The following is a 26,798-nucleotide window of genomic DNA, read 5'->3' as shown; positions in this document are numbered from 1 at the left end:
CCCGCACGCCGCCGCAGCGCGTACGCGCTGACGCTCGCGCTCGCTTGCCTCGCGCTCGCCCCGCACCTCGCCCACGCGCACGCGATCGCGGGCGACCGCGTGTTTCCCGCGACGCTCTCTGTCGACGATCCCGGCGTCGGCGACGAAGCCGACCTGCAATTCGGCCACCAGCGCGTGCCAGGCGACGCGGGCGACCAGAGCGTCAACACCTTCAGCTTCGAGTACGACAAGCTCATCACGCCGCGCCTCGCGTTCTCCGTCGACGGCGGCTACGTCATGCAGAACAACCCTACCGCGCACGGCTTCGACAACTTCGGCGTCGGCCTGAAATATCTGCTCTACGTGAACGACGCGCACGAATTCATGACCTCGGTCGGCGTGGACGCCGACCTCGGCGGCACCGGCAGCCGCGCCATCGCCGACAACTTCTCCACCATTTCGCCGACGATCTACGCAGGCAAAGGCATGGGCGACCTGCCCGACTCGCTCGCGTGGCTGCGCCCGATCGCCATCACCGGCGAAGCGGGCCCGGCGCTCACGACGGGCGGCGGCCAGCCGAACGCCTTCAATTACGGCCTCACGTTCCAGTACAGCCTGCCGTATCTGCAACAGCACGTGCACGATCTCGGCCTGCCGCAACCGCTCTCGAACCTGATTCCGCTCGTGGAAGTGCCGCTCTCGCGCAGCCAGGGGCAGACGACCGGCACCGTGAATCCCGGCTTCATCTGGATGAATCGCTACGGCCAGCTCGGCATCGAGGCGCAGATTCCGATTAACCGCGCGAGCGGCTCACACGTCGGCATCCTCCTGCAGACGCATATTTTCTTCGACGACGTGGCGCCGAACAGCATCGGCAAGCCGCTCTTTCAATAACCCGCATTGAGTTTTATCGAGGACTTCATCATGACTTTCAACGCTATCCGTTCGCTTCGCGTGCTCGCCGCCATCGCCGCTCTCGCAGGCGCGCAACTCGCCTGGGCGCACGCCTATCCGACGCATCAAACGCCGGCCGCCGGCTCGACCGTCGCCGCGGGACAATCCACCGTCACGATCGATTTCGATGACGAACTCGAACCCGCCTTCAGCTCGATCGATGTCACCGACGCCGCGGGCAAGTCGGTGATTCACGATAAGGCAGCGGTCGATGCGACGAACAAGAAACGCATGTCGGTGGCGGTGAATCCGCTCGGCGCGGGGCAATACGCGGTCAAGTGGATCGCCGTGGCCGCTGACGGCCATCGCACTACGGGGCACTATAGTTTTACCGTGCAGTGATATCGCGGCGCGGGGCGCGGTGATCAATCGCGCCATGAATGGAAAATATAAGAACGTTGAAATTGACGTGAAGGGCCGCAAGGGCGAACACTACGGTGTCGCCCTTGCTTTCTGGAGCCCTTCCGGTGGCATGTATGCCTACACCTGGAAGCGGGGCATTGAATTAGCGGAATCAATCGCCAATGTCATCCTGTTTTGATAGACAAAAGATTTCGCAAAAACTCGTTCTCCTGCTTTCGAATTTGATATCGACAACTGGACTCCATAGCGTCATACATATCAACGTGATTTTTGTTCACGTCAACAATAGCCCAATCCAGAGCCAACCGTGGAGCAAGCGCGCAGCCTTTCATGGCCGCGTCTTCGGCTCTTATGTATCTATCCAGCCTCGCTTTCGTGTCTGCCTTTATTCCGGGCGATGATTTGATCGACGCAATCAATTTTTGATTGTCCGATTCGAGTGATTTTGTGTGTCCATCATAGCAATCAACGTCACCCAAACCTCCGCCACCTACGTATTGCAGGCAATTGGAGTAATTTACATTCTCATCGGCCTGTACGTTTTGCATGATCACCCAAAACATCAACAGAACGAAAATAATAATTTTATTCAATTGCGACTCCCGGCCCGTGACGCGCATCGTAGTTTCCAGAGCGGAACAGGCGTGCCTCAAGCGCCCGACGCCACTCGATCCCATGTGCTCGGTACGTTCGTATGAAATCGGGAACGCCTGTATATACGCCTTCATTGACCTTATCCGCTATACCATTGAATCCGTTACCGCCACCGGCATTGAACGCGATGCTAGCTAAAGCGTCGAATTCATATTGCATTAGCGGGACGTGAATTTTTCGATTGACTGCCGAGGTCGCTTCACGTTGATTTCTCTTCGAGAGTTCGCGCGCCCGCTCGACCGAAATCGTATCGCCTACATGTAGGTGATCTTCTGGCAAAACCTTATGACCGAATCCAACTGTAGGAAACCCCTTGCTGTCGATGTAGACTTTTAAGATCATCCCATCAACGACGGGCATTCCCTGATAGGTGCCATTCAGAACCCCACTCTCGCATACTGCCACGAATGCTAAACCATCGTTTGAAAGTGTCCAAGGCTTGCATAGTCTGTCTGATTGCACGGTAACGCATGAATTCGGGTCCGCGTTGGTTACTGAGCTTCCAAGTGCGTCAGGCATTTATATTTCCTCTCTGTGCCCAATATAAAACCGGATCGGTTGCGCGCTATCCGTCGTGTATCGCGCGGTGCGGCCATGCTCGTCAGTGGTGCCGTGTTCAATCTCGCCCGTTGATAACCGCAGCGTGTAGTACGTATCGCGCATCGGCTTTCCTGCGCGATCGCATAGCCTGAATCGTTCGTCGTGTGTGGCGCGCCGTTCGCCCTGTGACGCCACCAGGCTCGCGGCATACCCCATGTCCCCCCATTCGTCTTCCCAGCTATGAGAGGCGCTTGTTTGCGATGCGCTGAATACAGGCGGCGGTGAACACTTGCAGATGCAGATATCGCCTTCCAGCGCCTGTTGCTTGCCGAGCATCGTTGCGGGATGGTGCGGTCCTACCGACTCGATGTAACCGCTCGATTCACAGCCTTCGCACCAGACCTTTGCGCCGATAAACGCAATCGGTATACCGTGGTGCGAGCAGTTTTCCGCTCCCTCAAGGACAACGCCGCCTGCCGTAGATTTGTCGCCTAGCCTTAACAGAAAACGCCTCATGTGCGTGCCTCCGTTCGATTGCAACTACGGATACCGTGCAGGTACACGACCGGCACAGTCGCGGCGGACCATCCGCCGCTAACCGGCAATCGTCGGACTGCGCAAGTGAGCAGACCATCAGACAAGCTTTAAAGTGAGGGGGATTTAGCCGATTTGCATCACGAACGGAACGCAATTTGACAACCGACAAATTCGGGCTGGCATCGCGCCCTCTGCGGATCCCAGGACGTCGTTCAAAAAAATGAACCGGCCCAAAACAGCCGATTTTTTGCTTCTTCGGCTGCTCAAGACGCTCAGGGAGTCTTTCATCATGCGCGAGCAGTATTGAGCGCTTCCGGCTCGACGCGCCACGCCTCTGAACGCAGCGGTATGTCTGCGTTGTAAGTGCTGCTCGCACAACGCTTCGGCGAAACGCGCTCCCTCACCTGCGCAGCGATTCTCTCGATGCTCACGCCGTATCCGATGTCCATGCTAGTGCGGGAAAAAAGCCTCTTCGCTATGGTGGCTGGCATCGCGTTCGCGATCGTCACGCTCGCGGCGATCTTCTCGCTGCTCGGAATCAACGAACTGTGCCGCTACAAGCACACCACGCGAAACCCCCACTCGCTTCCCCGCCTCGCCAGGCGCGCGCCAATCGCGTAAACTCCCGGCCATCCGAACCCGCTTTTCGGCATCCGGCCGAATCCGCCATGCACGAGCTCACGCGCCGCCGTTTCCTGATCGCCAGTGCCCTGGCGGCTTGCGGCGCGGCTTCGCCCTTCGCTCGCGGCGCGGCGCGCGACATCACCGTTGCGCTCGTCCTCAAAGCCGGCAACGATCCGTTCACGGCCGCCATGATCGCGGCGGCCACGGCTTTCCAGGCGCATTCGCCCTACCCGTTCAAGCTGATCGTGCGCAGCACCGAAGGCGAGACCGACGTCTCGCAGCAGGCCGCATTCGTCGAATCGCTCGCCGCGGAATCGGTGAGCGCCATCGTGCTCGCGCCCGCCGATTCGCGCCGCCTCGTGCCCGCCGTCGCAACGTGCGTGCGCCAGGGCGTGCTGGCCGTGACGATCGACAATCCGCTCGACGCGGACGCGCTGCGCGAAGCGCGGCTGCAAGTACCGTTCGTCGGCCCCGACAACCGGCGCGGCGCGAAGCTCGTCGGCGACTATCTCGCGCGGCGGCTGCATGCGGGCGACCGCGCCGCCATCATCGAAGGCGTGGCGTCCGATCGCAACGCGCAGCAGCGCGACGCGGGGTTTCGCGAGGCCATGCACGCCGCTTCGGTGAAGATCGTCGCCGCCCAGCCCGGCGATTGGGACTACGCCAAGGGCCGCGCCGCGGCCACGGCGATACTCGCCACGCAGCCCGGTCTGCGCGCGCTGCTGTGCGCGAACGACAACATGGCGCGCGGCGCGGTCGACGCCGTGAACATGGCGCATCTGCGCGGCCGCGTGCTGATCACCGGCTACAACGCCAGCGCCGCCATCAAGCCGATGCTCGCCGACGGCCGCGTGCTCGCCTCGGTCGACCAGTTCGCCGACAAACAGGCCGTCTACGGCATCGACGTCGTCTTGCAGGCGCTGATCGAGCAGCGTCGTCAGGACGATCTGCCCGACCGGGTCGAGACGCCGCTCGTGCTGGTCACGAAGGACAGCGCGTCGTGAGGCGTCTGCCGCCGCTCAACGCGCTGCAGATCTTCGAAACGGTCGCCCGTTACGGCAGCTTCACGCGCGCCGCCGAACATCTGTGTCTCACGCAGGGCGCGGTCAGCCGCCAGATTCTCGCGCTCGAAGAGTACTACCGGCTGCCGCTGTTTCGCCGCTCGCCGAAGGGCCTCACGCTCACCGCCGAGGGCGAGCAGTTGCTGCCCGCCGTGCGCGAGGGTTTCGGGCGCATCGAGGAGGCGTCGATGCGGCTCACGCGTCAGCGCGGCGAACTCGCGCTCAAGATGCCGACCTGCGTGATGCGCTGGATGCTGCCGCGCATCACGCGCTTTCAGACCGAGCATCCCGAACTCCAGGTGCAGATCACCACGACCTGGCAACACGAAGTCGACTTCCAGGCCGAGCCGTTCGACGCGGCCATCATCTACGGTCCGTCGCCGGGCGCGGACGTGCACGCGGTGCCGCTGTTCGACGAATACCTCACGCCCGTGTGCACGCCGGAATTCCTGCGCCGCCATCCGATCGCTCGCGCCGACGACCTCGCGCACCTCACGCTGCTGCATCCCACGCGCGATCACGCCGACTGGAAGCTGTGGCTCGCCCGCGCGGGCGCGGCGCACATCGACGCTCATCACGGTCCGACCTTCGAGTCGCTCGATCTCGCCACCAGCGCGGCCATGCAGGGCTTCGGCGTGGCCATCGGCGACCGCACGCTGGTGAGCGAGGACGTGGCCGCTCAGCGGCTCGCGCTGCCGATCGACTTCGCAGTGGCGACGGGTTCGCGCTATTACTTCGTCTATCCCGACTTCGCCGCGCAGCAGCCGAAGATCCAGCTGTTCAGCGCGTGGATGGAACGCGACCGCGCGCATGGCGCGGCGAATTCACAGGCCTGAACCCGACCGCCAGCCCCCACGCGGGCGCGGCACACACCGCCCATGAGCCGCACGCATGGCGCACATGAGAAAAATTCGATTGCCACGGCGCGGCCTTTTAGGCCAAATAGCCGTTTTTCTCCCGTTTCCGGACGATGCACAGCGCCGCCTCCTCCCGCTCGAAGCTGCCCGATGTGGGCACCACGATCTTCACCGTCATCGGCCAGCTTGCCGCCGAACACGATGCCCTGAATCTCTCGCAAGGCGCGCCGAACTTCGCGCCCAACCCGCAGTTGATCGACGACGTGACCGCCGCCATGCGCGCGGGCCACAACCAGTACGCACCGATGGCGGGCGTGCTCGCGCTGCGTGAAGCGCTTGCCGTCAAGTACGCGGCGCTCTACGACGCGCACTACGATCCCGCGAGCGAAGTGACGGTCGTGGCGAGCGCGAGCGAGGGGCTCTATTCCGCGATCAGCGCGCTCGTCCACGCGGGCGACGAGGTGATCTACTTCGAGCCGTCGTTCGACAGCTACGCGCCCATCGTGCGCCTGCAAGGCGCGACGCCCGTCGCCATCAAACTGGCGCAACCGCATTTCCGCGTGAACTGGGACGAAGTCGCCGCCGCGATCACGCCGCGCACGCGCATGATCATCGTGAACACGCCGCACAATCCCACGGCGACGGTGCTGGGCGCGAAGGACATCGCGCGCCTCAAGGCGCTCACGCGCAACACCGACATCGTGATTCTCTCCGACGAAGTCTACGAGCACGTGGTGTTCGACGGCGCGCGCCATTGCAGCATGGCGCGCTATGCGGAGCTGGCCGAGCGCAGCGTGATCGTCTCGTCGTTCGGCAAGTCGTATCACGTCACGGGCTGGCGCGTGGGCTATTGCCTCGCACCGGCCGCGCTGATGGACGAGATCCGCAAGGTGCATCAGTTCATGACCTTCGCCGCCGACACGCCCATGCAGCACGCGTTCAGCGCGGCGCTCGCCGACGCCTCCTCGTATCTCGACCTCGGCGCGTTCTATCAGCACAAGCGCGATCTGCTCGCGCACGCGCTCGCCGGTTCGCGCTTCGAATTGCTGCCGAGCGAAGGCAGCTTCTTCATGCTCGCGCGCTTTCGCGCCTTCTCCGACGAGCGCGACAGCGACTTCGTGCTGCGTCTGATTCGCGACGCCCGCGTGGCGACCATTCCGCTGTCCGCGTTCTACACCGACGGCACCGATCACGGCGTCATCCGCCTGAGTTTTGCAAAGGATGACGAAACATTGCTCGAAGGCGCACGCCGTCTTTGCGCGATTTGAATCACCCAGACCCGGCAAGGAGATCACGATGAAGCCCCTCACCACGCTGCTCGCGCTCGCGTGCGCGTTCGCCGCGCTACCCTCGCTGCCCGCATTCGCCGACGCCGGTTCGCTGCGCTTCGGCGTGGAGGCGCAGTATCCGCCGTTCGAATCGAAGGACGCCAATGGACGCCTGCAAGGCTTCGACATCGATATTGGCAATGCCGTCTGCGCGCGTGCGCAGTTGCATTGCGCGTGGGTCGAAACTTCGTTCGACGGGCTGATTCCCGCACTCCAGGGCCGCAAGTTCGACGCGATTAATTCGGCGATGAACGCCACCGCGCAACGCCGTGCCGCCATCGACTTCACGACTGTGATCTATCGCGTGCCGAGCCGCCTGATCGCGCGCACCGACAGCGGCCTCGTGGCCACGGCGGCGTCGCTCAAAGGCAAGCGCGTGGGCGTGCTGCAGGCGTCGATTCAGGAGACCTTTGCGAAGACGCATTGGGAACCGGCGGGCGTGAACGTGGTGCCTTACCAGGACCAGAACCAGATTTACGCCGATCTCGTTTCCGGCCGGCTCGACGGCACGCTGCTGCTCGCGCCCGCGGGTCAGAAAGGCTTTCTCTCGCAGCCCGACGGCAAGGGCTTCGCGTTCGTGGGCGAGCCCGTGCGCGACGACAGGATCCTCGGCAACGGCGTGGCGTTCGGCATCCGCAAGGGCGACGACGCGCTGCGCGAGCGTCTGAACACGGCGATCGCGAAGCTCGAAGCGGACGGCACGGTCAACACGCTCGCCCGCAAGTATTTCGGCGATATCGACGTGTCGCCGAAGTAAGCGCGATCGATGGCGCGCCGGGGTCAAACCATCGTCGCCGATTCGTCGTCTTACAACATCACGCCGGCGCGCAAACCTGGCTGCGCGCTTGCCTGACAAAACGCGCCGGGCGATCCGGCGCACCGCCCACGCCCCATCGATTCGGACAAACCCTCGCCCCTGACGGCCAGTAGAGCGTGGCATGGCGCTGCGACGCCACACGCGCGGTTACGATGACGTAACAGGCGCGACGCCCTCGGACCGCTGAGCGCGGAACGCAGGCGCTGAGCGCGGCGGCCGTCCCTGCCAACTCAATCGTGAGCGGTCATTGTCCATGCGCATTCTCTTCGTCGTCGGCAACCTGGGCGACTACCACGTGCCTCGCTACGAAGCCCTCGTCGACGCCGCGACCCGCAACGGGCACGACGTGTCGCTGCTCGAAGTCTTCGCGCGCTCCGGCGTCTACGGCTTCCCGCAGGAGCGCCGCGCGGCGTTCTTCGCGAACCGGCCGCCGCACGCCATCACGCTCGTCGAAGACGGCTCGGACAGCGACGGGCTCGGCCTGCGCGACTGCTCGCGCCTCGTCGCCAGGTTGCGCGCGTTCGCGCCCGACGTCGTCATCACGCTCGGCTACAGCACGCAGTATTCGGCGCTGCTGTGCGCACTGCGCCATCTCACGCGGCGCTTCAAGCTCATCTACATGTCCGATTCGAAAGCCGACGACGGCGTGCGCAGCGCCGCGAAAGAACGCCTCAAGCGGATGATCGTGAGCCGCTTCGACGGCGCGCTCGTCGCGGGCGAACGGCACCGCCGCTATGCGCTCTCGCTCGGCATTCCGATGGCGCGTTCGCGCATCGGCTTCGACGTCGTCGACATCGACTATTTCGCGCGCCTCGCACAACGCGCGCGCGACAACGCCCGCAGCGTGCGCGAACGCTATCGCCTGCCGCCGCGTTTTCTGCTGTGCGTGAGCCGCTTCGTGGCGCGCAAGAACGTCGACGTGCTGATCGACGCCTATGCGCAGACCGGTCTGCGCGAGCGCGGCATCGGCCTCGTGCTCGTGGGTCAGGGGCCGCTCGATGCGGAACTGCGCGCGCGCATCGCCGCGCACGGACTCGACGCCGACGTGTCGATCCTCAGTTCGCTGCCGAATCACGAGATGCCGAATCTCTACGCGCTCGCGGATTTCATCGTGCTCGCGAGCGAATTCGACCAGTGGGGATTGTGCGTGAACGAAGCGTTCGCGGCGGGTTGCCCGGCCATCGTCACGCGCACCTGCGGCGTGGCGGGCGAGATCGTGCTCGACGGCGTGAACGGTTTCGTCGTCGAGCCGCGCGACGTGCGCACGCTCGCGCAGCGCATCGGCCAGCTCGGCAGCGACGGCACGTTGCGCGAGCGCTTCGCCAGCGGCGCGCGCGATGCGATCCGGCGCTGGTCACCCTTGCTGTTCGCCTCCAGCGCGCTCGAACTCGCGCAAGCCACCACGCGCCGCGCCACGCCGCACGCGCAGCACGAACTGGTTTGATGCGATCGTCTGCATGCACGGCGCGCCCGGATCGAACGCGCCGCTTCTCAACGTCGTTATAGATTCGGTGCGAACACGGAGCCCGGCGCGAGCCGCCGCTTGAGCGTGCGTGCAAGCAGATACGCGGTGCCATGCCGTTCGACGCCGAGCCGCTGCGTGAGCGTCGCGCCAAAACCATTGAGAAAGCTGAACGTGGACGGGCTCGAAAAACCGTCGAAGTCGAAGATAAGCCCGCTTTCGATCGCGCGCTGAATGCCGCTCCAGATCAGCAGACTGATCGAGCCGCAATGCGCCTCGTGCATGCGTGACGAGAGCAGAAAATACATCGCCTGCTGATCCCACACGAGGCCGATGGCCGCGACGAGTTTCGCGCCCGGCCCATACGCGCCCAGCAGCGTGCCCGACTTGCGTTCGACGAACGCGTTGACGAGCTGGCGCATCACCGTGCTGCCATAGGCGTTGCTGCGCGAGCGAGCGCGCAGATTGTCCTCGTAAAAGCCGAGGAATTCGCCCGGCGTTGCGATCGGCGCGACGGTCAACTCGCGCGCCGCGCCGCGAATCACGTTGCGCGTCTTGCTGTCGAGCCGCGACCACGCCTCGTCCTGCGTGCAGTGCGCTTCGATACGGAAGGTGTAGCGCGCCGACACCGTATAGCCGCGCAGCGCGAACGCAATCGCGTCGTCGACGCGCGGGTCGAGCACCTGGAAAAAGCTGTCACACGCGGGCAATTGCTCGATCAACCGAGCCGTCACATCGAGACGATGACGACGCTGACGCGCCGCGCTGCCCGTCACCGGCGCAATCACCGGACCGAGCGTGCGCGTGAGCGGCGGCAGATGCGAGATGCGCCACACGCGCCGGCGAATCAGCGCGTACGGCATTTCGCCGAGCAGCGTATCGTCCTGCTTGACGGTCGCGAGCGCCCAGTTGCCTTGTGTCGCGATGTCGAGCCACCAGCGTTCGTGAAAGATCGAGTGCGCGAGCGCGCGCTGCGACGCCGCATCCGCCGCCGCCGACGCGGCCGACGCAACTTCTCGCGCGCGCGCCTGCCTCGATAGCCGCGCGAACCGCTGCGATTGTTGCGACGGCGGCGATTGCTGCGGCTGCGGCAGAGATAGCGGGGCACTCTGCGGCTGTTCCCCGAACACCAAGCGGTCTCTTATGGTCGTCATCGTTCACCCGTTCTCATTGCGCGCTGCCACCCGTATTGCAGCGCGTTGTCTCCGTTCTCTTCAAGCGGGGTTTTCGTCCCGGCCTGGGTCTTTTGATCTGAACTTTGCTTCGCGCGTTGACTTCGGTCTGCTGAATGCGCGATGCGTGGCGGCTTTTCCGGTGAACAGTCTACGGGCTGACGGCAGGCCTTTTACGCCAAGATTTAGTCCGCGCGGACATGAATGCACCGCAATGGCTCGCTGCGGCGCGACGCCCGCATTCCATCCCCACGCCGGTTCTGTTCTATGTCTGACATTAATGGCGGCGTCTACTGGATCGCCCGGTCATCGACCGGCGCGCGCCGCGCCCGCGCACCGGGGCGCGCTTCCAGACGACAGGAACGACATGACACGCCATTCGCCTCATGCGCCGGCACGCACGGCATCGGCCAACGCCGCCGCGCGGCTCGAGCGCCTGCCGTATTCGCCGTATCACCGCACGATCTTTCTGATCATTGCGGTGGCGTTCTTCTTCGATTCCGTGGATCTCGGCACGATGACCTTCGTGCTCGGCTCGATCAAGACGGAGTTCGGCCTGTCGAGCGCGACGGCGGGACTCGTGGCGAGCGCGAGCTTTTTCGGCATGGTGCTGGGCGCCGCGCTCGCGGGCCTGTTGTCGGACCGCTTCGGCCGACGGCCGGTGTTCCAGTGGAGCATGGTGCTCTGGGGCGCGGCCTCGTATCTGTGCTCTACAGCACACAGCGTCGACGCTCTGATCCTCTGGCGCGTGCTGCTCGGCGTCGGCATGGGCATGGAGTTCCCCGTCGCGCAAACGCTGCTCTCCGAGTTCGTGCCCGCCGCGAAACGCGGCCGCCTCGTCGCGCTGATGGATGGATTCTGGCCGCTCGGTTTTATCGCCGCGGGTGTCGCCTCATATTTCGTGCTGCCGCATTTCGGCTGGCGCACGGTGTTCGCGCTGCTCGCGATTCCCGCGCTGTTCGTGCTGATTGTGCGCCGCATCGTGCCGGAGTCGCCGCGCTGGCTCGAACATCGCGGACGCGTCGCCGAAGCCGATGCCGTCACCACGAAGATCGAAGCCCAGGTCATGCGCACGCTCGGCGTCGCCACGCTGCCCGCGCCCGCGCGTCAGACGTCCCCGGCAAGCTCGGCAATGGAACGGCCGCATGGCGCATTCCGCGAAATCTGGAGCGCCGCGTACCGGCGCCGCACGATCATGGTCTGGGCGCTGTGGTTCTTCGCGCTGCTCGGCTTTTACGGCCTCACGTCGTGGCTCGGCGCGCTGATGCAGCAAGCGGGCGCGACCGTCACGAAGTCGGTGCTCTATACCGTGCTGATTTCGCTCGGCGGCATTCCCGGCTTCCTGTGCGCGGCGTGGCTCGTCGAACGCATCGGCCGCAAGCCGACCTGCGTGGCCTCGCTCGTCGGCGCGGGCGCGATGGCGTGGGTCTACGGGCAAACGGCGCTGCATCTGCAAAGCGCCGCGCTGCTGATCGGCTCGGGGCTCGCGATGCAGTTCTTCATGTTCGGGATGTGGGCCGTGCTCTACACGTACACGCCCGAGTTGTACGGCACGGGCGCGCGCGCGACGGGATCGGGATTCGCCTCGGCGATCGGACGCGTCGGCTCGCTGATCGGCCCTTACGCCGTGGGCGTCGTGCTGCCGGTCTTCGGACAAAGCGGCGTGTTCACGCTCGGCGCGCTGTCGTTCGTCGTCGCCGCGCTGGCCGTGGCGGTCATGGGCATCGAAACGAAAGGGCTCTCGCTCGAAGCGCTGGCCGAGGACGATGCCGATGCGCCCATGCGCGCCTATGCGGCGCGCGCGGGGGAGTCGGGCTGAATCAGGCTGAGTCGGGCTGAGTCTGGAAAACGGACGTTTGCAACGCGATGCGCGTTCAGGCGACGGGCGCTTCCGGCAACTCGCCGTGGCCCTTGAGCGCGTCGTAGAGATCGGCGAGCGGCACGTCGCCCGCTTCGCGCTTCAGGTAGAGGCTGAACGCGCGGTCGTAAAGCTCGCGCCCTTGCGGCGCGTCGAGCGTCAGATCGAAACATTCGAGAACGAATTCGGCAATCCTGTCCGCGTCGACGAGCAGACGCTCCGCTGTTTTTCGATCCATATCATTCACCTGCCGCTAATACCTGATGCCAGGCGGCGGATCTTACACCAGACGCGCGTGCGGCGCGCGCCCGATCGTGCGGAAACGGGCGCGCCTCATTCGCCGATCCACGAGCCGCGCAGATCGCTGTCGTGCAGCAATTGCATCAGTGTTTGCGCGGGACGGCTCAGGCGCTTCGCCGCGAGCGCGATGAATTCGACGTCCGGCAACGCCGGCAGGCTCGCGACATTGAGCGGCGGCGCGAGACCGCGCGCCGCCAGATACTGCGGCCGCACCGTGATGCCCAGACCACCGCGCGCCGCCGCCACGCAGCCCGAATGACTGCTGCTCGTGCACACGATCTGCCAGCGGAAATCGGTCTGCGCGAGCGCGTCGAGCACCACGGCGCGCGTGACGCTCGGCTCGGCCACGAGATTGAGCGGCAGCGGCTGCGTGAGATCGACCATCGTGCCGGTGCGCGCGAGCCATTCGAGCCGCCCGGTGAAGAGCGCCACGCCGCGTTTGTCGCCGAGCCGCCGCTTGCCGACCATCAGGTCGATCGCGCCCGCGTCGAGCAGCTCGTAAAGCCGCCCCGTCATGCCGATGATGATTTCCAGCTCGACGTCCGGATGCGCGTTGCGAAACGCCGTGAGCACCGTGGGCAGCGGGCCGAGCGCGATGTCGTCGGAGGAACCGAGCCGCACGCGGCCCTTCAGGCGCGGCGCGCGGAACTGCGATTCGGCGCGGTTGATCGCCTGCAGGATCGCGCCCGCGTGCGCGAGCATGGCCTCGCCGTCGGGCGTGATCGCGAGCGTATGGGTGTCGCGCACGAACAGGCGGCGGCCGATTTCCTGTTCGAGCCGACGAATATGGTCGCTCACGCTCGACTGCGTCAGACCGAGTTGCCGCGCCGCAGCAGTGAAGCTGTGGCAGGCCGCGACGGTCGCGAAGGATTTGAGCCAGGTGGGATTGAGCATGCCGCATTGTTATCGGCAATGCCGATAACAGTCAATGTCCTGAGTGGGGTTCCCGATTGCCCGCGATGACAATATCATGACGTCATTGCAGATTTCCGCGCTGCGCGCCCGTGTTTCCCCACCGTTCGCGCCCCGCCAAGACGTTCCCATGAACAAGGATTCAAGCCAGACGGCGCTGCTGTGGATCGTCGCCGCAGGCTTTTTCATGCAGGCGCTGGACACGACGATCGTCAACACCGCCCTGCCCTCGATGGCGCACAGCCTCGGCGTCAAACCGCTCATGATGCAGCCGGTGATCGTCGCCTACACGCTCACCATGGCCATGCTCACGCCCGCTTCGGGCTGGCTCGCCGACCGCTTCGGCACGCGCCGCGTCTACTTCACCGCCATCCTCATCTTCGTGCTCGGCTCGCTGTGCTGCGCGAGCGCGCACACGCTCGGCGAACTCGTGATCGCACGCGTGCTGCAAGGCGTCGGCGGCTCGATGCTGATGCCGATCGGCCGCCTCGCCGTGCTGCGCGCCGTGACGGGCGAGCAATACGTCTCCGCGCTCGCGCTGATTTCGGTCGCGGGCCAGGTCGGACCGATCGTCGGCCCGACGCTCGGCGGCTGGTTCGTGCAGGCCATCACCTGGCACTGGATCTTCCTGATCAACGTGCCGATCGGCGCCGCCGGTCTGTTCATGGTGTGGCGCTATCTGCCGCGCAGTTCGAACACCGCCGCGCCGCCGTTCGACGTGATCGGCTGCGCGCTGGTCTCGTTGTGCATGATCGCGTTTTCGCTCGCCTTCGACGCGCCGGTGCAGACGCATCGCGCGGCCTGGTCGGCGGGACTCTTCGCGCTCGGCCTCGCCTCCGCGTTCGCCTACGTGCCCTATGCGCGCCGTCGCCGCGATCCGCTTTTCAAGCTTGCGCTGTTCGGCGAGCCCAACTTCAGCGTGGGTCTGATCGGCAATCTCGTTTGCCGCGTCGGGTCCAGCGCGGTGCCGTTTCTCGTGCCGCTGCTCATGCAGCTCGAACTCGGCTACACGCCGCTGCATTCCGGCCTCATGATGCTGCCTGCCGCGCTCGCGGGCACGGTCGCCAAACGCTGGATCGCGCCGCTGATCCGCCGCTACGGCTACGACACTTTCCTGCTCGTCAACACGCTGATCGTCGGCGGCTCGATCGTGGCGTTCGCACTGATTTCGCGCGGCACGCCGGTCATCGTCTCGCTCGTCGTGCTGGCAATCTTCGGCGCGGCCAATTCGATGCAGTTCGCGGCGATGAACAGCATCACGCTCAAGGGTCTCTCGCACGAAGACGCGGGCAGCGGCAACAGCCTCTTTTCGATGGTGCAAATGCTCGCGATGGGCCTCGGCGTAACCATCGGCGGCGCGCTCGTGAGCCTCGTCGCCGCGCATTGGGACTCGGTGGCGCTGGGCTTTCGCGTGAGCTTCGCTTCCGTGGGCGCGATCACGCTGATCTCCGCGCTGATCTTCCGCGGCATCGAAGAAGCGCCGGCCGCGGGCGCGACGGTGAAAGCCGTGGCGGCAGGCGGGCGATAGGTGCAACGCCTGGCTTCATCCGACGCATCGCACCGCGCCGACGCGTAGTCTCCCCAGTCAAGCGCGCTCGCCGCGCCATCGCCAAACAGCGGCATCGAGCAATCGACGCTCGATACGCCGCTGCTTGCGCTTCTCTTCACCCACCACTCGACCAACGCCTTCAAGCTGGGTTTCAACCAGGTGCCGTGACGCGCCGCGTCAATTAAGCTCCGGCATAACGCCTGAGCGCTCGCACGCGCGCGCCAGGTCTCACTGCTCGCACCTGAAACTCATAAAAGGAATTCGATGTCGACTCCAACATCGGCGGAGATCGCGGCCCGCCTCGACCGGCTGCCGCCGTCACGCACCGTCTGGACCATGGTGATCCTGCTGTCGCTCGGCGGCGTGTTCGAGTTCTACGACCTGTTCTTCACCGGTTACGTGGCGCCCGGCATGGTCCACGCCGGGCTTTTCACGCCCGAGTCGCTCGGCTTCTTTTCGGCGCTCGGGCCGCTGAAAGTGGCGGGCTTCGGCACCTTCGTCTTCTCGACCTTCGCGGGCCTCTGGGTCGGCGCGATCGTATTCGGCCAGGTCGCGGACCGCTTCGGCCGCCGTATGATCTTCACCTGGTCGCTGATCTGGTACATCGTCTGCACGGCGATCATGGCGTTCCAGACCACCGGCCTCGCGCTGAACATCTGGCGATTCATCGCGGGCATCGGTATCGGCATCGAACTCGTGACGATCGACACGTACATCTCCGAGCTGATTCCGCGCGGCGAACGCGGCCGCGCCTACGCGCTCAATCAGGTCATCACGTTCTGCGCGGTGCCGGTGGTGGCGTTTCTCGCCTATGCGCTCAAGGACACGCAGCCGCTCGGCATCGACTACTGGCGCGTCGTGATCCTGATCGGCTCGCTGGGCGCGATCGTCGTGTGGTTCGTGCGCCGACGCATTCCCGAAAGCCCGCGCTGGCTCGCGCGAAACGGCCGCGAAGCCGACGCGGAGCGCATCGTCGCCGATATCGAGCGCCGCGTGCAAGCCGAAACCCGCGCGCCGCTGCCCGCGCCCGAACCGGCCGCGCCGGAAGTTGCCGGTGCGGGCTCGCTCGCCGAAGTGCTGCGCCCGCCGTATCTGCGTCGCACGGTCATTCTCTCGATCTTCAACATGGCGCAGGTGATCGGCTTCTACGGCTTCGCCGCGTGGGTGCCGACGCTGCTGATCGAGCGCGGCATTCACGTCACGCAGAGTCTCGCGTATGCCTTCGTGATCGCCATCGCGAATCCGTTCGGGCCGCTCATCGGCTTCTGGTTCGCGGACAAGCTCGAACGCAAGACCCAGATCGTCGGCGGCCTGCTGGTCATGGCCGTGGTGATCGCGCTGTTCGCGCAGGCTTCGCAGCCATGGCTGCTGATCGTGCTGGGCGTGCTGTTCACGCTCGCCGCGAACATCATGTCGTACGCGTATCACGGTTATCAGGCCGAGCTGTACCCGACGCGCGTGCGGGCGCGCGCCGTGGGCTTCGTCTATTCGTGGAGCCGCATCGCCGCCGCGTTCGCCGGACTGGCGATCGGCATTCTGCTGCATCACTACGGCGTGCCGGGCGTGGCGATGTTTATCGGCGTGTCGATGCTGGTGGGGATCGTGATGGTGCTGCTCGGACCGGCCACGCGCGGACGTTCGCTCGAAGACATCAGCCGCTAAACGGCAACGCAATAAAAAACGGCGGCGCCGCGTGATGCGGGCCGCCGTTTTTTTAATCCGGATGATCGTGATTCACAATTAATTCGGATTCCGTACGATACAGACTTACGTCGTCACGCCTTCGACCAGACCTGCGCCGGCATGCGCTTCCTCTCGCGCATTCGCGAGCGCTTCATACTCGTCCTCGCTCAACACCGGGCCAAGCTGGCCTTCCCACTTCGTCACCACGGCCGCGGCCACGCTGTTGCCGAGCACGTTGGTCGCCGTGCGTCCCATGTCGAGGAAGGTGTCCACGCCCATGATCAGCAGCAGACCCGCTTCGGGAATATTGAATTGCCCGAGCGTCGCCGCAATCACGACGAGCGAGGCTTTCGGCACGGCGGCCATGCCCTTGCTCGTGAGCATCAGGATCGCGAGCATCGCCGCCTGATCCATGAACGACAGGTGAATGCCATACGCCTGCGCGATAAAGAGCGTGGCGAACGTGCAATAGATCATCGAGCCGTCGAGATTGAACGAGTAGCCGAGCGGCAGCACGAAGCTCGAAATGCGGCGCGGCACACCGCTGCGTTCGAGTTGTTCGAGCAGCTTCGGATACGCCGATTCGCTGCTCGCCGTGCTGAACGCCAGCAGCATCGGCAGACGCACCGAGCGCACGAGTCCGAACACGCGGCCACCGATCACGAGACCGCCCGCCGCCACGATCGCGCACCACAGCAGCACCAGCGCGCCAATGAACACGCCCATGAAACGCCCGTAACTGAGCAGCACGCCCAGCCCCTGAACGGCGACCACGTGCGCGAGCGCCGCGAACACGGCAACCGGCGCGAACGCCATGACGTAGCCCGTCACCTTGAACATGACCGCCGAAATCTGCTCGAGCAGTTTGACGATGCCTTTCGCCTGTTCGCCGATCGCGATGATGCCGAGGCTGAAGAACGCCGCGAACACCACGATCTGCAGGATTTCGTTTTCGGCCATGGCCTGCACGACGCTCTTGGGCACCAGATGCGTGACGAACTCGCGGATCGAAATCGCGCCCGGTTGAATGCCGGTGGCGGCGTGCGAATCGGGCAGCGGCAGATTCAGCCCCGCGCCGGGCTGCAGCCAGTTCGCGACCAGCGCCCCGAGCAGCAATGAAACAAAGGTCGCGCCGAGAAACCACGCGAGCGTGCGCACGCCCACGCGTCCGACCGCCTTCGCGTCGCCCATCTTCGCGACGCCCACCACGAGCGTGGTGAACACCAGCGGCGCGACGATCATCTTGATGAGCCGCAGGAACAGGTCGGTGACGAGCGCGAACCCGTCTGCGACCGACTTCAGGCTCTGCGCGTCGCCAATCGCGCGATGGCAGCCGTAACCCACGGCAATCCCCAATAGCATGCCGATCACGATCCAGCCGGTCAGCTTCGTACGTTTCATTGCGACGCTCCTTTTTGGCCGCTCATGCGAGCAGCCGGCAACAGGCTTACGAATACATTTGTTGCGCCACTGTACTTTGTTGCACCACTTGTTGCAAACCTGTCAAAAACCCTGGGGTGGCGAGATGTCGCGGTCGTGAAACGCAATCGAATGCTGGTTTGGTGGCGGCAAGCTCGGCCCGATGAAAACCCTGAATATCAACAAATTAGGGAAAGATTGCTCGTCGTCCTCGGCCTTTTGACGCTGAGTGGCCTCGTGCGCGAGAGTTTTCCGTGTAATCACGGAATGCACCGGCATGCCCCGCAGCAAGGTGAATCTCACGGACGGGGATTGGATGGCGCGCAGACCTGGCGTGGCCAAGGGCACGCAGCGCATCATTGGAGATTGTGGAAGTGTCGCCGCCGGGAGGGACCGGCATCGATAGCCGCGACTGCATGTGCCAAACGAACCCGGCGCGCAGCGGCTCAGGGGCCTGGCTGGAGACGATGTTGAATGGAGCCCTGCGTGATCGCAGGGTCTCCCGATGGGTGCCGTGTTAGCGGCTCGGCTATTCGGGGCCGTGGTTCTGAAACCCGCTTCTGCGAATTCCTCCAGAAACTGCCGCCTTCACGCAAATTGTGCTAGCGCGACGCCCCCGTTCGCGTATCAAGCGAGCAAGGCATCCTTCGTCACGATCTTGCGTGGAATCAGCTTGAGTTCGTAGAAGGTATCGGCGATCTGCTGCTGTTGCGCGATCACGGTGGCGTCGATCGGCTTGTAGATATGCGCATAGTGCTTGAGCCCGCTTTCGATGATCGCGGCGTCGAGACCCTGGATCGGCGCGAGTTGTGCAGCAGCGGCCGCAGGATTGGCGCGAACCCATTGTCCCGTTTTGCCGAGTTCGTCGAGCGCGATGGCAATCGCGTCCTTGCGCTTCTGCGCGAATTCGCGCTGGCTCAGGAAGAATTGATGATGCTGCGCGATGCCGCTCGCGTCGGCGATGAGACGGGCGCCGTCCTGCGCCTCCACGGCCGCGAGGAACGGATCCCACACCGCCCACGCGTCGATCGAACCGCTTTGCAGCGCAGCGCGCGCATCGGCGGGCGCGAGATAGACAGGCTGAATGTCGCTCAGCGCGATGCCGTTCTTCTGCAGCAGCGCGACGAGGAACCAGTGCACGTCCGACCCCTTGTTCAAGGCGATTTTCTTGCCCTTGAGTTCGGCCACGGTCTTGATGGGCGATTGCTTGCCGACCACCAGACCTTCGGCATGCGGCGTCGGCACTTCGTAGGCGGTATAGACGAAATCCGCGCCCGCGGCCTGCGCGAATACGGGCGGCGCTTCGCCCACATAACCGAAATCGATCGCACCGACATTCAAGCCTTCGAGCAGTTGCGGCCCGGCCGGAAACTCGTTCCACGTCACCTTGATGCCGAGCGGTGCGAGGCGCTTTTCGAGCGCGCCGTTCGCCTTGAGCAGCACCAGCGTGCTCGCGGCCTTTTGATAACCGATGCGGAATTGATCGGGTTGATACTTCGCCCAGGCGGGCAACGCGGCGCTTGCAAGCGTGGCGCCCAGCGCGGCAAGTACGGTACGGCGGCGGTCGAATCGGGTCATGTTTCGCGGTCCATCGTCAGTCGAGCGGAAGGAAAATGTTACCGTTCCGATTGCATTCCCCGAAGTAATCTTCCACGCTAAGCAAATGACGTCGCCGGGATTGCGATTTTTCCGCTACTGCGTCGATGCACAGTTGAGCGCACGTTTTAGGCCGCTTCTCCTCATGCGCGTCCGCTCCGCCATTTGATACGCTCACCTTACAGAAACAGCGCGCAACGCGTCGCCCAAGCCGCGCAGGATATGTTTCGTCTGCTCATCCCTTTTGGCGCTATAGCAGACAACATCGCGGCCAGACAGCCGCGGCAAGCCATATTGATCGCCGATGTCTATTGTTCCGGCAGGCGCAACTCGACGGCCGAGCGCTGCGACGGCAACCCCGGCAGCAACAGCCGCGCCGATTGTGGCCACACCCCCGCCGACGAACACTTCCTCCCACGAAACACCGGCCTCGTCGAGAGCATCGATCGCCATCTGACGCACGCTACAAGGTGCAGCCTGCGTTGCAAGCTTCAACGGCAACGACGAGTCGTACCGGAAATCTGCGGACGCCATCCATCCGAACTCTTCTTTCAAGATTTGTTGTCCATCCAGTCGCCGACTGTCGTATTGCAGGACGATAGCGGCATCCAGAATGCCTTTGTCGTAGTCGAAAAGAAGATCGCGTGAGGCAGCAATGCGAAGTTCCATGACGACATTCGGGTTTTCGGAACTCAATTTCCGCACAAGCATCGGAAGCTCTGCGCCCACCACATGGTGACTCATGCCAATCACCAGTTTTCGACGCCGCTCGCCGAACGCCCCAATCGCTTCTTTGTGCGCCGCTACGAACGCGTGTGCGGAAGAAAGGAACGTGTCGCCGTCTACTGACAATCGCACGTGACGCGACGTGCGCTCGATGAGTCGCCGCCCAAGCTGCGCCTCGAGACGCTTGATGCGTAAGCTGACCGCGGCCTGCGTCGTGTCCAGCACATGCGCCGCACGCGTGAAGCTCTTCAGATCGGCGACCAAAACAAAGGCCTGAACCGCTTCTACGTCGAGATTCTTCATTACCTATCCATAAAGAAATCGAATCACTGAAACAGTCCGTGATCGCTATTTCACCGCGAACACCGCTGCTACGCTTGTGTCAGCCGTCCGCCCCGAATACGACGTCATTGAAAGGAGAATTCCCGATGCTGACCGTTTTTTATGGCCACCGCCTTCCGACCGACTACGATACGAGCAAGATCCATCTTCGTGCAAAACAGCGCGGCTCGCTGTGGGACGCAGCGCCCAATCTCTTCTACAAAGCGTTCCTCTTGCGCGAAGCAGGACGTTATGGCGCTCAAGAGTCTAATTATGCTTCGCAATACCTCTGGCGCGATGATGCGGCATTCCGCGACTTCCTCGCCACAGGACGTTACCGGAATGTGACCAATAGCTTCGGGCGCGCGCCCATTTACGCACAGAGCGTTCTGGACGCCTCGAAAGGTCCGGCCAGTAGTGCACAGTTCGCCTACATCGAGACGATTCTCATCGATATCGATGCGGATTTGGATGAGGCGATCGCCAATGAAATCGCCCGCAACAGCGAACGTGCGGCCCACCCGGATGTCTGTGTATCGGTTGTTAGCATAGACACGGAAAAGTGGGCGTTCACGCGCACGTTGCTATCGGAGCAAGCGCCGGATTCCCCGCACGCGCACGCTGGCTCGCCCTGGCAAATAGTGCATCTGGCACAGCCGCTGCTCGAAACGCTCGCCACGAACGCAGCCGCCGTCGCTCACGACTAGTTAGCGAGCCACAACGACCCAACGCCGGCCACGCTTACGAAGTTGTTGCACGCGCGATGTGTCGGCGTGTCTTGGCGAGAAGCAGTCGTTTGCCACGACGCCCCGAAAATCCAAAGATCGTTCGCGGCGCCAAGGCGTCCGTGTACTATGGCACCAGTACACGGATGCTTTGGCGCATTGAATGCCTTGGGAAAAGCCACAACGCGCCATTTCAACAACCATAAATTAGAAATCGAACCGGGGATAGGCGATGTCTTCTTCAAGGAAAGAATGGATAAACAAGGAAACGGGTACGGCGACAGCCGTTTCTGGAGGGCTGTTCCTGCTCGGCTGGCTAGGTTTCATTAATTATCAGTTAGCCCGGGCCGCGATGTTCGGAGTGGTTTATGGCATTGAACGGAAAAGCCAGCCGTGGCACGAGGTGTTTCATGCAACGGCGCCAGGCGAGTTCCGCGGGGTGGTGGAACTGTACCTTCTCCTCGATCTCCCAGCGATAGCGTTTGCGCTCATGGTCGTGATATTCGTGATTAAAAGGATCATCGCACGCGCTAAATAACCCTGTTCTCATTCGAAGTGGTGGGAGCGACGCCAAGACAGTCAATCCAATGAGCGTTGAACCCGCCTGGAATCGCGTCGCAGGATCAGCATTGTTTTCTCTCGATAGACGACTTCGCGCTCTATGGCGTAAGCGAGCTTTCCCGCCAAACCAAGCGACGCGCGGTTGCCGGGAGGAATGAGGCACACCGTTTCCATCCCGTCATGTTCCCGCTCAAGCCATAACAAAGCCGCCTTCGCGGCTTCAGTGGCATATCCTCGTCCCTGCGACTTTCGGGTAAACATCCACCCTGTTTCATGGGTGTTATCGAATTCCGCACCGAGATTTCGCTTGAATCTGAAAAACCCGAGTTCACCCACGAATGCTCCAGTGTGCCGCTCACGCACGACCCAGTGTCCGAAACCCAGGAGCGCCCAGTGCCCCACTATCCGGTGCAGACGCGCCCAGACTTCTTCCTCGGTCAGCGGACGGTCTAGCACCTGGGCAACGACATCGGCATCCGACCACATCAAATACAGCGCTTCAAAGTCATCGAGCGTTGGAACGGTGAGCCGCAAGCGCTCTGTCTCAAGGGACACCGAACGACAAGGCGTACTGCAATCGGCGGCAGGAATCATTTCAGATGAGATTTGCTGCAATAAGAAGATTCAAACAGATCAATATCGTACGGGCAAGCGCTCGGGCGTCGACAGCCGATTCGGCGCCTGCGTCGGGCCGACAGGCGGCCCGTCAACGCGGTGTACGATGCTCGCGCGGTTGAAACTCACGCGCGCGAACCGCTTACTTCCGCACGCCAGAATGAACCCCGTCCGTGACCGCGTCGTTTTAGCTGCTACACCGTCTCGGCGTAATCGCGTTCAGATATAAACGTAGTTTTAAACGCTATTAGTCGGCGCGCACGCAACTCATATACTGCCCCCTTTGCCGATAGCGGCCTCGCCGGGACACGACTCATGCGCCTTATTTCCGATCGCAAACCTGCGTCTTCCGCTGACGGCTCACCCGCCTCGGCTCGCAGACGCCGCCTGCTGGGCAGTGCTGCAATTTCGGCGCTGGCCGTCTCACAGGCCCGGGTCGCGATGGCCAGCGCTCCTTCGGCACAGTTGCTCGAACCGCTCGACGTACCACCGTGGACACGCACGCCGGGCGCGCCGATCCTGACTCACCCTTATGGGCTGCCGTCTTCGTTCGAGTCGCATGTGGTGCGTCGCGCGGCACGTCAGTGGCCGATGCCCGGTGCTGCTTCTTCGCTCACGCCGCTGGCTGATCTGCACGGAACGCTGACGCCCAACGGTCTCGTGTATGAGCGCCATCACGGCGGCGTGCCCGATATCGATCCGGACGCGCACCGCCTCGCCGTTCACGGACGGGTGACGGAACCGAAGCTCTTCACGATGGACGATCTGCTGCGTCTGCCCTCGGAATCGCGTATCCATTTCATGGAGTGCTCGGGCAACACAGCCAGCGAATGGAAAGGACCGAGCGGACTGCCGCTGCAACTGACTCACGGCTTGCTGTCGTGCTGCGAATGGACCGGCGTACGGCTTTCGACGTTGCTCGAGGCGGTCGGCGGCAGCACTCCGGTCGCGCCGGGCGCGTCGCCGCGCTGGATACTCGCTGAAGGCGCCGATGCCGCCGCGATGACTCGATCACTGCCACTCGATGCCATCCTCGATCGGGCGCTGGTGGTCTATGCACAAAACGGTGAGCGGCTGCGTCCGGAAAACGGTTATCCGCTGCGGCTGATCGTGCCCGGCTATGAAGGCAACACGCACGTGAAATGGCTGCGCCGCCTGAAGGTAGTGGACGGTCCGCTCGAAACCCGTGAGGAAACCTCGAAATACACCGGGCTGTTACCCGATGGCCGTGCTCGCCAGTTCGCGTTCGAAATGGATGCGAAATCGGTCATCACGCGTCCGTCGCCGGGACAGCGTCTGACGCGGCACGGCTACTATCCCGTCGTCGGCCTGGCATGGTCGGGACGCGGGACGATCCGCAGCGTCGAAGTCTCGACCGATGGCGGCGTCAACTGGCAGAGCGCGCGTCTGGAAGCGCCCGTGCGGGACCGCGCGCTCACGCGCTTCACCTTCGACTGGACATGGCAAGGCGGCCCGGCCACGCTGCTCTCGCGGGCCACCGACTCCACGGGCTACGTCCAGCCCACGCGCGAAGCGCTCGTCGCGGCACGCGGCCTGAATTCTTACTACCACTACAACGGCATTCAATCCTGGCGAGTCGGCGCTGACGGGAGCGTCACCAATGCGTAAGCTGCTCACGCCACTCGTCGCCGCGACCGCGCTGGTCACGGGCGCCTGCACGCCGGCCGTGACGACGCAAACCGCCGCCGTGCCGTCCACCATTGGGGGAATCGGCACACCGCTGGCTGCATCGGCCATCGCGCCCTGGGACATCGACATTGCGCCGGACGGGCGCGGGCTGCCGCCAGGCAGCGGCGACGTCCAGACCGGCGCACAGGTCTTCGCACAAAAATGCGCGGCCTGTCACGGCGCTCAGGGTCAAGGCTTGATAGGCGATCCCCTGGTGGGCGGCAGCGGCACGCTCAGGAGCGCCGCCCCGAAGCGTACGGTCGGCAGTTACTGGCCTTATGCGACCACGCTATTCGACTATATCCGCCGCGCGATGCCCTATAACGCGCCGCAATCGCTGAGTGCAGACGAGGTGTATGCGGTGAGCGCATGGATCCTCAACCGCAACGGCATTGTGCCCGATGACGCCCGTCTGGATGCGCACTCGCTCGCCGCCGTGCGCATGCCCAATCGCGATGGTTTCGTGCCCGACCCGCGGCCCGGCACGCTGTAGAAGCTCACCAGCACGCCGCGCGTCGACCTGACTCGAAAACCCGTATGAATCGAGCGATTCCGCGGTGAATCGCTTTTCTGCATTCGCGGATTCCATACAAAAAAAGATCGCTTCCTGCGGGCGTCACGCTCGTCTAGTCTCTATATCAGCTAGCGCCCGATCATGCATCAGGCACACATTCATGCGGCCGATATCCGCTGCAAGATCACTTCAAGGAAATCCTATGTCGCTCATCAACACGCAGGTCAAGCCATTCAAATCCACGGCCTACCACGGCGGCAAGTTCGTGCCTGTCAGCGACGAAAACTTCAAAGGTAAATGGTCGGTGGTGGTGTTTTATCCGGCCGATTTCACCTTCGTCTGCCCGACCGAATTGGGCGATCTCGCCGATCACTACGCGGAATTCCAGAAACTCGGCGTCGAAATCTACGGCGTCTCCACCGATACGCATTTCACGCACAAAGCCTGGCACGATACCTCGGACACCATTGCGAAGGTGCAATACCCGCTGGTCGGCGACCCGACTGCCACGCTCGCCCGCAATTTCGACGTGCTGATCGAGGAAGAAGGTCTCGCACTGCGCGGCACCTTCCTGATCGATCCGGAAGGCAAGATCAAGCTCTACGAAGTGCATGACAACGGCATTGGCCGCGACGCGAAAGAACTGCTGCGCAAGGTGCAGGCCGCGCAATACGTGGCTTCGCATCCGGGCGAAGTGTGCCCGGCGAAGTGGACACCCGGCGCGCAAACGCTGACGCCCTCGCTCGATCTGGTCGGCAAGATCTAAAGGCGCCTGGCCTTCCCTGGGGAGCGTCGACACCATCGCCCGAATGCGATGGCATGGGTTGCGCGCGTAAATCGCCCTATGACGCTTCGCTCATTTGAACAATCGCGCGCGACAACCGGCGTGAATCAACATGAGCGAACTCTCCTCCTCTTCCGCACCGCTGGCGTGGATTGCCGGTGTCGGCGCGAGTGCCGGACTCGGTGCTGCGCTGGCCCGGCGCTTCGCACGCGAAGCATTCACGGTGGTCCTGACCGGACGCACGGCTGAGCGCGTCGAAGCCATCGCCGCCGATATCCGCGCGCAGGGCGGTCGCGCCATCTCCGCGCCCGGCGACGTCACGGACGAACAGGATATCGCGCAGGTCGCCGCGCAGCTGCGTGAATACGGCACGCTGCGCAGCGCTATTTTCAATGCAGGCAATGCGGTGCGCGCGCCTGCGCTCGAACTCGAAGTTGGCCAGTTCGAAGCCGCATGGCGCACCAATGTGCTTGGCGGTTTCATCTTTGCGCGAGCGGCCTTGCCGCTTCTGCTCGATGCCGCCGACGCAACCAGCGCCCCTTCCGGTGCTGGCAGCCTCATTTTCACGGGTGCGACGGCTTCGCTACGCGGACGTCCACCTTTTGCCGCCTTCGCGGCCGCCAAGGCCGGCTTGCGCTCGCTATCCCAGAGCCTCGCGCGCGAATTCGGGCCGCGCGGCGTCCATGTCGCGCACGTCGTGATCGACGGAGGTATCGACGGCGACCGACTGCGCAGCGCAGCGCCCCAACGCGTCGACGATGCGGGCCCGGACGGACTGCTGCAGATCGACGCCATCGCCGACAGTTACTGGCATTTGCACACCCAGAGTCGCAGCGCGTGGACACAGGAACTGGATCTGCGTCCATGGCGTGAGCCGTTCTGACATGCCGTCACCAGCGACTCTCGCCCCGAGCACCGCCCCGCCGCATTCCCTTCTTCGTGCCCGGCCCTGGTGCGCCAACGCCCACATTCAAATTTTTCTCATCTATCGAAATTTACCGAAGTGTCTTCGTCACGCCTCCTGATATCCGGACTATTGATTTTCAAAGATATTTCATGAAAGTCGCCATCTGCGATAACGATTGAACAATTAATCATTAGGCATGAAAACCGTGGGACGTTAAGTTTTCTCAGGTATCACTCAGCGACGTTGCAGCCGATGATCTGCACAAAGTCGCACGAGTCCGACTCCTTCCAC

27 protein-coding genes and 1 pseudogene are annotated in these 26,798 nt (G+C 63.5%); 18 read left to right on the top strand and 10 right to left on the bottom strand.

Going from position 1 to position 26,798, the window contains the following annotated elements; genetic code table 11:
• The first annotated feature begins 27 nt into the window (after positions 1-27).
• Genes G3N97_RS13260 through G3N97_RS13250 form a run of 3 tightly spaced genes read left to right on the top strand, consistent with a single transcriptional unit; the run spans position 28 to position 1,474 of the window.
• A complete protein-coding gene (locus tag G3N97_RS13260) occupies positions 28-873 on the top strand; it encodes a hypothetical protein (protein ID WP_205993624.1) in 846 nt (281 codons plus the stop codon).
• 30 nt (positions 874-903) lie between these two features.
• Positions 904-1,275: a copper resistance protein CopC gene (locus G3N97_RS13255; RefSeq protein WP_205993619.1), complete on the top strand. Its 372-nt coding sequence runs from the start codon at positions 904-906 to the stop codon at positions 1,273-1,275.
• A 19-nt stretch (positions 1,276-1,294) separates the two neighbouring features.
• Positions 1,295-1,474 carry a hypothetical protein gene (locus tag G3N97_RS13250; RefSeq protein ID WP_205993618.1) on the top strand — a complete coding sequence of 60 codons (180 nt, stop codon included), beginning with the start codon at positions 1,295-1,297 and terminating at the stop codon, positions 1,472-1,474.
• On the opposite strand, the gene G3N97_RS13245 is transcribed toward G3N97_RS13250, so the two are convergent.
• From G3N97_RS13245 to G3N97_RS13235, 3 genes are read right to left on the bottom strand one after another with little or no spacing between them, the layout of a single operon-like run.
• On the bottom strand, positions 1,461-1,889 hold the full coding sequence (locus tag G3N97_RS13245; RefSeq protein WP_205993617.1) for a hypothetical protein: 429 nt from the start codon (positions 1,887-1,889) through the stop codon (positions 1,461-1,463). The genes G3N97_RS13250 and G3N97_RS13245 overlap by 14 nt on opposite strands.
• Complete coding sequence (locus tag G3N97_RS13240; protein WP_205993616.1) at positions 1,882-2,469, bottom strand: glycoside hydrolase family protein; 588 nt, start codon at positions 2,467-2,469, stop codon at positions 1,882-1,884. Before G3N97_RS13240 ends, G3N97_RS13245 begins: the two co-directional genes overlap by 8 nt.
• Positions 2,470-3,006 carry a PAAR domain-containing protein gene (locus G3N97_RS13235; RefSeq protein WP_205993615.1) on the bottom strand — a complete coding sequence of 179 codons (537 nt, stop codon included), beginning with the start codon at positions 3,004-3,006 and terminating at the stop codon, positions 2,470-2,472.
• Positions 3,007-3,393: 387 nt separating this feature from the next.
• Between G3N97_RS13235 and G3N97_RS13230 the strand changes: the two are divergent.
• From G3N97_RS13230 to G3N97_RS13205, 6 genes and pseudogenes are all read left to right on the top strand, one after another.
• Positions 3,394-3,558 (top strand): annotated as a pseudogene (locus G3N97_RS13230) (MFS transporter); the annotation flags it as partial.
• 137 nt (positions 3,559-3,695) lie between these two features.
• Positions 3,696-4,655: a substrate-binding domain-containing protein gene (locus G3N97_RS13225; protein WP_205993614.1), complete on the top strand. Its 960-nt coding sequence runs from the start codon at positions 3,696-3,698 to the stop codon at positions 4,653-4,655.
• Positions 4,652-5,548 (top strand): LysR substrate-binding domain-containing protein, encoded by an 897-nt coding sequence (locus G3N97_RS13220; RefSeq protein WP_205993613.1) that lies wholly within the window; start codon positions 4,652-4,654, stop codon positions 5,546-5,548. Before G3N97_RS13225 ends, G3N97_RS13220 begins: the two co-directional genes overlap by 4 nt.
• 134 nt (positions 5,549-5,682) lie before the next feature.
• On the top strand, positions 5,683-6,837 hold the full coding sequence (locus G3N97_RS13215; protein ID WP_205993612.1) for a methionine aminotransferase: 1,155 nt from the start codon (positions 5,683-5,685) through the stop codon (positions 6,835-6,837).
• A 28-nt stretch (positions 6,838-6,865) separates the two neighbouring features.
• Positions 6,866-7,654 carry an ABC transporter substrate-binding protein gene (locus tag G3N97_RS13210; RefSeq protein WP_205993611.1) on the top strand — a complete coding sequence of 263 codons (789 nt, stop codon included), beginning with the start codon at positions 6,866-6,868 and terminating at the stop codon, positions 7,652-7,654.
• 313 nt (positions 7,655-7,967) lie between these two features.
• Entirely contained in the window at positions 7,968-9,158 is a 1,191-nt protein-coding gene (locus tag G3N97_RS13205; protein WP_205993610.1) for a glycosyltransferase family 4 protein, read from the top strand.
• A 56-nt stretch (positions 9,159-9,214) separates the two neighbouring features.
• Here the strand turns inward: G3N97_RS13205 and G3N97_RS13200 are convergent, their stop codons facing one another.
• On the bottom strand, positions 9,215-10,330 hold the full coding sequence (locus G3N97_RS13200) for a GNAT family N-acetyltransferase (RefSeq protein WP_205993609.1): 1,116 nt from the start codon (positions 10,328-10,330) through the stop codon (positions 9,215-9,217).
• A gap of 385 nt (positions 10,331-10,715) precedes the next feature.
• Between G3N97_RS13200 and G3N97_RS13195 the strand changes: the two genes are divergently transcribed.
• Positions 10,716-12,167, top strand: a complete 1,452-nt coding sequence (locus tag G3N97_RS13195; protein ID WP_205993608.1) for an MFS transporter — start codon at positions 10,716-10,718, stop codon at positions 12,165-12,167.
• Between the two features lie 55 nt (positions 12,168-12,222).
• Here G3N97_RS13195 and G3N97_RS13190 read toward each other — a convergent pair whose 3' ends face one another.
• Complete coding sequence (locus G3N97_RS13190; RefSeq protein ID WP_205993607.1) at positions 12,223-12,444, bottom strand: hypothetical protein; 222 nt, start codon at positions 12,442-12,444, stop codon at positions 12,223-12,225.
• Between the two features lie 95 nt (positions 12,445-12,539).
• Positions 12,540-13,400, bottom strand: coding sequence for a LysR family transcriptional regulator (locus tag G3N97_RS13185; RefSeq protein ID WP_205993606.1), 861 nt, complete (start codon positions 13,398-13,400; stop codon positions 12,540-12,542).
• A 76-nt stretch (positions 13,401-13,476) separates the two neighbouring features.
• Here G3N97_RS13185 and G3N97_RS13180 point away from each other — a divergent pair, with 76 nt between their 5' ends.
• Complete coding sequence (locus G3N97_RS13180) at positions 13,477-14,946, top strand: DHA2 family efflux MFS transporter permease subunit (protein WP_205993605.1); 1,470 nt, start codon at positions 13,477-13,479, stop codon at positions 14,944-14,946.
• A gap of 357 nt (positions 14,947-15,303) precedes the next feature.
• Entirely contained in the window at positions 15,304-16,629 is a 1,326-nt protein-coding gene (locus G3N97_RS13175; RefSeq protein WP_205993623.1) for an MFS transporter, read from the top strand.
• Positions 16,630-16,734: 105 nt separating this feature from the next.
• Here the strand turns inward: G3N97_RS13175 and G3N97_RS13170 are convergent, their stop codons facing one another.
• The 3 genes from G3N97_RS13170 to G3N97_RS13160 all read right to left on the bottom strand — a co-directional run bounded on the left by G3N97_RS13170 (position 16,735) and on the right by G3N97_RS13160 (position 20,694).
• Positions 16,735-18,051: a dicarboxylate/amino acid:cation symporter gene (locus tag G3N97_RS13170; RefSeq protein WP_205993604.1), complete on the bottom strand. Its 1,317-nt coding sequence runs from the start codon at positions 18,049-18,051 to the stop codon at positions 16,735-16,737.
• 645 nt (positions 18,052-18,696) lie between these two features.
• Positions 18,697-19,647 (bottom strand): sulfonate ABC transporter substrate-binding protein, encoded by a 951-nt coding sequence (locus G3N97_RS13165; protein WP_205993603.1) that lies wholly within the window; start codon positions 19,645-19,647, stop codon positions 18,697-18,699.
• A 192-nt stretch (positions 19,648-19,839) separates the two neighbouring features.
• A complete protein-coding gene (locus tag G3N97_RS13160; protein ID WP_205993602.1) occupies positions 19,840-20,694 on the bottom strand; it encodes a LysR family transcriptional regulator in 855 nt (284 codons plus the stop codon).
• Positions 20,695-20,819: 125 nt separating this feature from the next.
• Between G3N97_RS13160 and G3N97_RS13155 the strand changes: the two genes are divergently transcribed.
• Positions 20,820-21,419, top strand: coding sequence for a DUF4865 family protein (locus G3N97_RS13155; RefSeq protein WP_205993601.1), 600 nt, complete (start codon positions 20,820-20,822; stop codon positions 21,417-21,419).
• 250 nt (positions 21,420-21,669) lie between these two features.
• Positions 21,670-21,975: a hypothetical protein gene (locus G3N97_RS13150; protein ID WP_205993600.1), complete on the top strand. Its 306-nt coding sequence runs from the start codon at positions 21,670-21,672 to the stop codon at positions 21,973-21,975.
• Positions 21,976-22,016: 41 nt separating this feature from the next.
• Here the strand turns inward: G3N97_RS13150 and G3N97_RS13145 are convergent, their stop codons facing one another.
• Positions 22,017-22,532: a GNAT family N-acetyltransferase gene (locus G3N97_RS13145; RefSeq protein ID WP_205993599.1), complete on the bottom strand. Its 516-nt coding sequence runs from the start codon at positions 22,530-22,532 to the stop codon at positions 22,017-22,019.
• A gap of 396 nt (positions 22,533-22,928) precedes the next feature.
• Here G3N97_RS13145 and soxC point away from each other — a divergent pair, with 396 nt between their 5' ends.
• The 4 genes from soxC to G3N97_RS13125 all read left to right on the top strand — a co-directional run bounded on the left by soxC (position 22,929) and on the right by G3N97_RS13125 (position 26,483).
• Positions 22,929-24,242, top strand: coding sequence for a sulfite dehydrogenase (gene soxC, locus G3N97_RS13140; protein ID WP_205993598.1), 1,314 nt, complete (start codon positions 22,929-22,931; stop codon positions 24,240-24,242).
• On the top strand, positions 24,235-24,795 hold the full coding sequence (locus G3N97_RS13135) for a cytochrome c (RefSeq protein ID WP_205993597.1): 561 nt from the start codon (positions 24,235-24,237) through the stop codon (positions 24,793-24,795). The genes soxC and G3N97_RS13135 overlap by 8 nt, the downstream gene beginning before the upstream one ends.
• Before the next feature lie 223 nt (positions 24,796-25,018).
• Positions 25,019-25,582 (top strand): alkyl hydroperoxide reductase subunit C, encoded by a 564-nt coding sequence (gene ahpC, locus G3N97_RS13130; RefSeq protein ID WP_205993596.1) that lies wholly within the window; start codon positions 25,019-25,021, stop codon positions 25,580-25,582.
• Positions 25,583-25,706: 124 nt separating this feature from the next.
• Positions 25,707-26,483 (top strand): SDR family NAD(P)-dependent oxidoreductase, encoded by a 777-nt coding sequence (locus tag G3N97_RS13125; RefSeq protein ID WP_205993622.1) that lies wholly within the window; start codon positions 25,707-25,709, stop codon positions 26,481-26,483.
• The last annotated feature ends 315 nt before the right edge of the window (positions 26,484-26,798 follow it).

Origin of the sequence: Paraburkholderia sp. Ac-20347 (assembly GCF_017104805.1) — a bacterium.
Lineage (GTDB): Bacteria > Pseudomonadota > Gammaproteobacteria > Burkholderiales > Burkholderiaceae > Paraburkholderia > Paraburkholderia tropica.
This window is presented reverse-complemented; position numbering and strand designations above follow the sequence as displayed.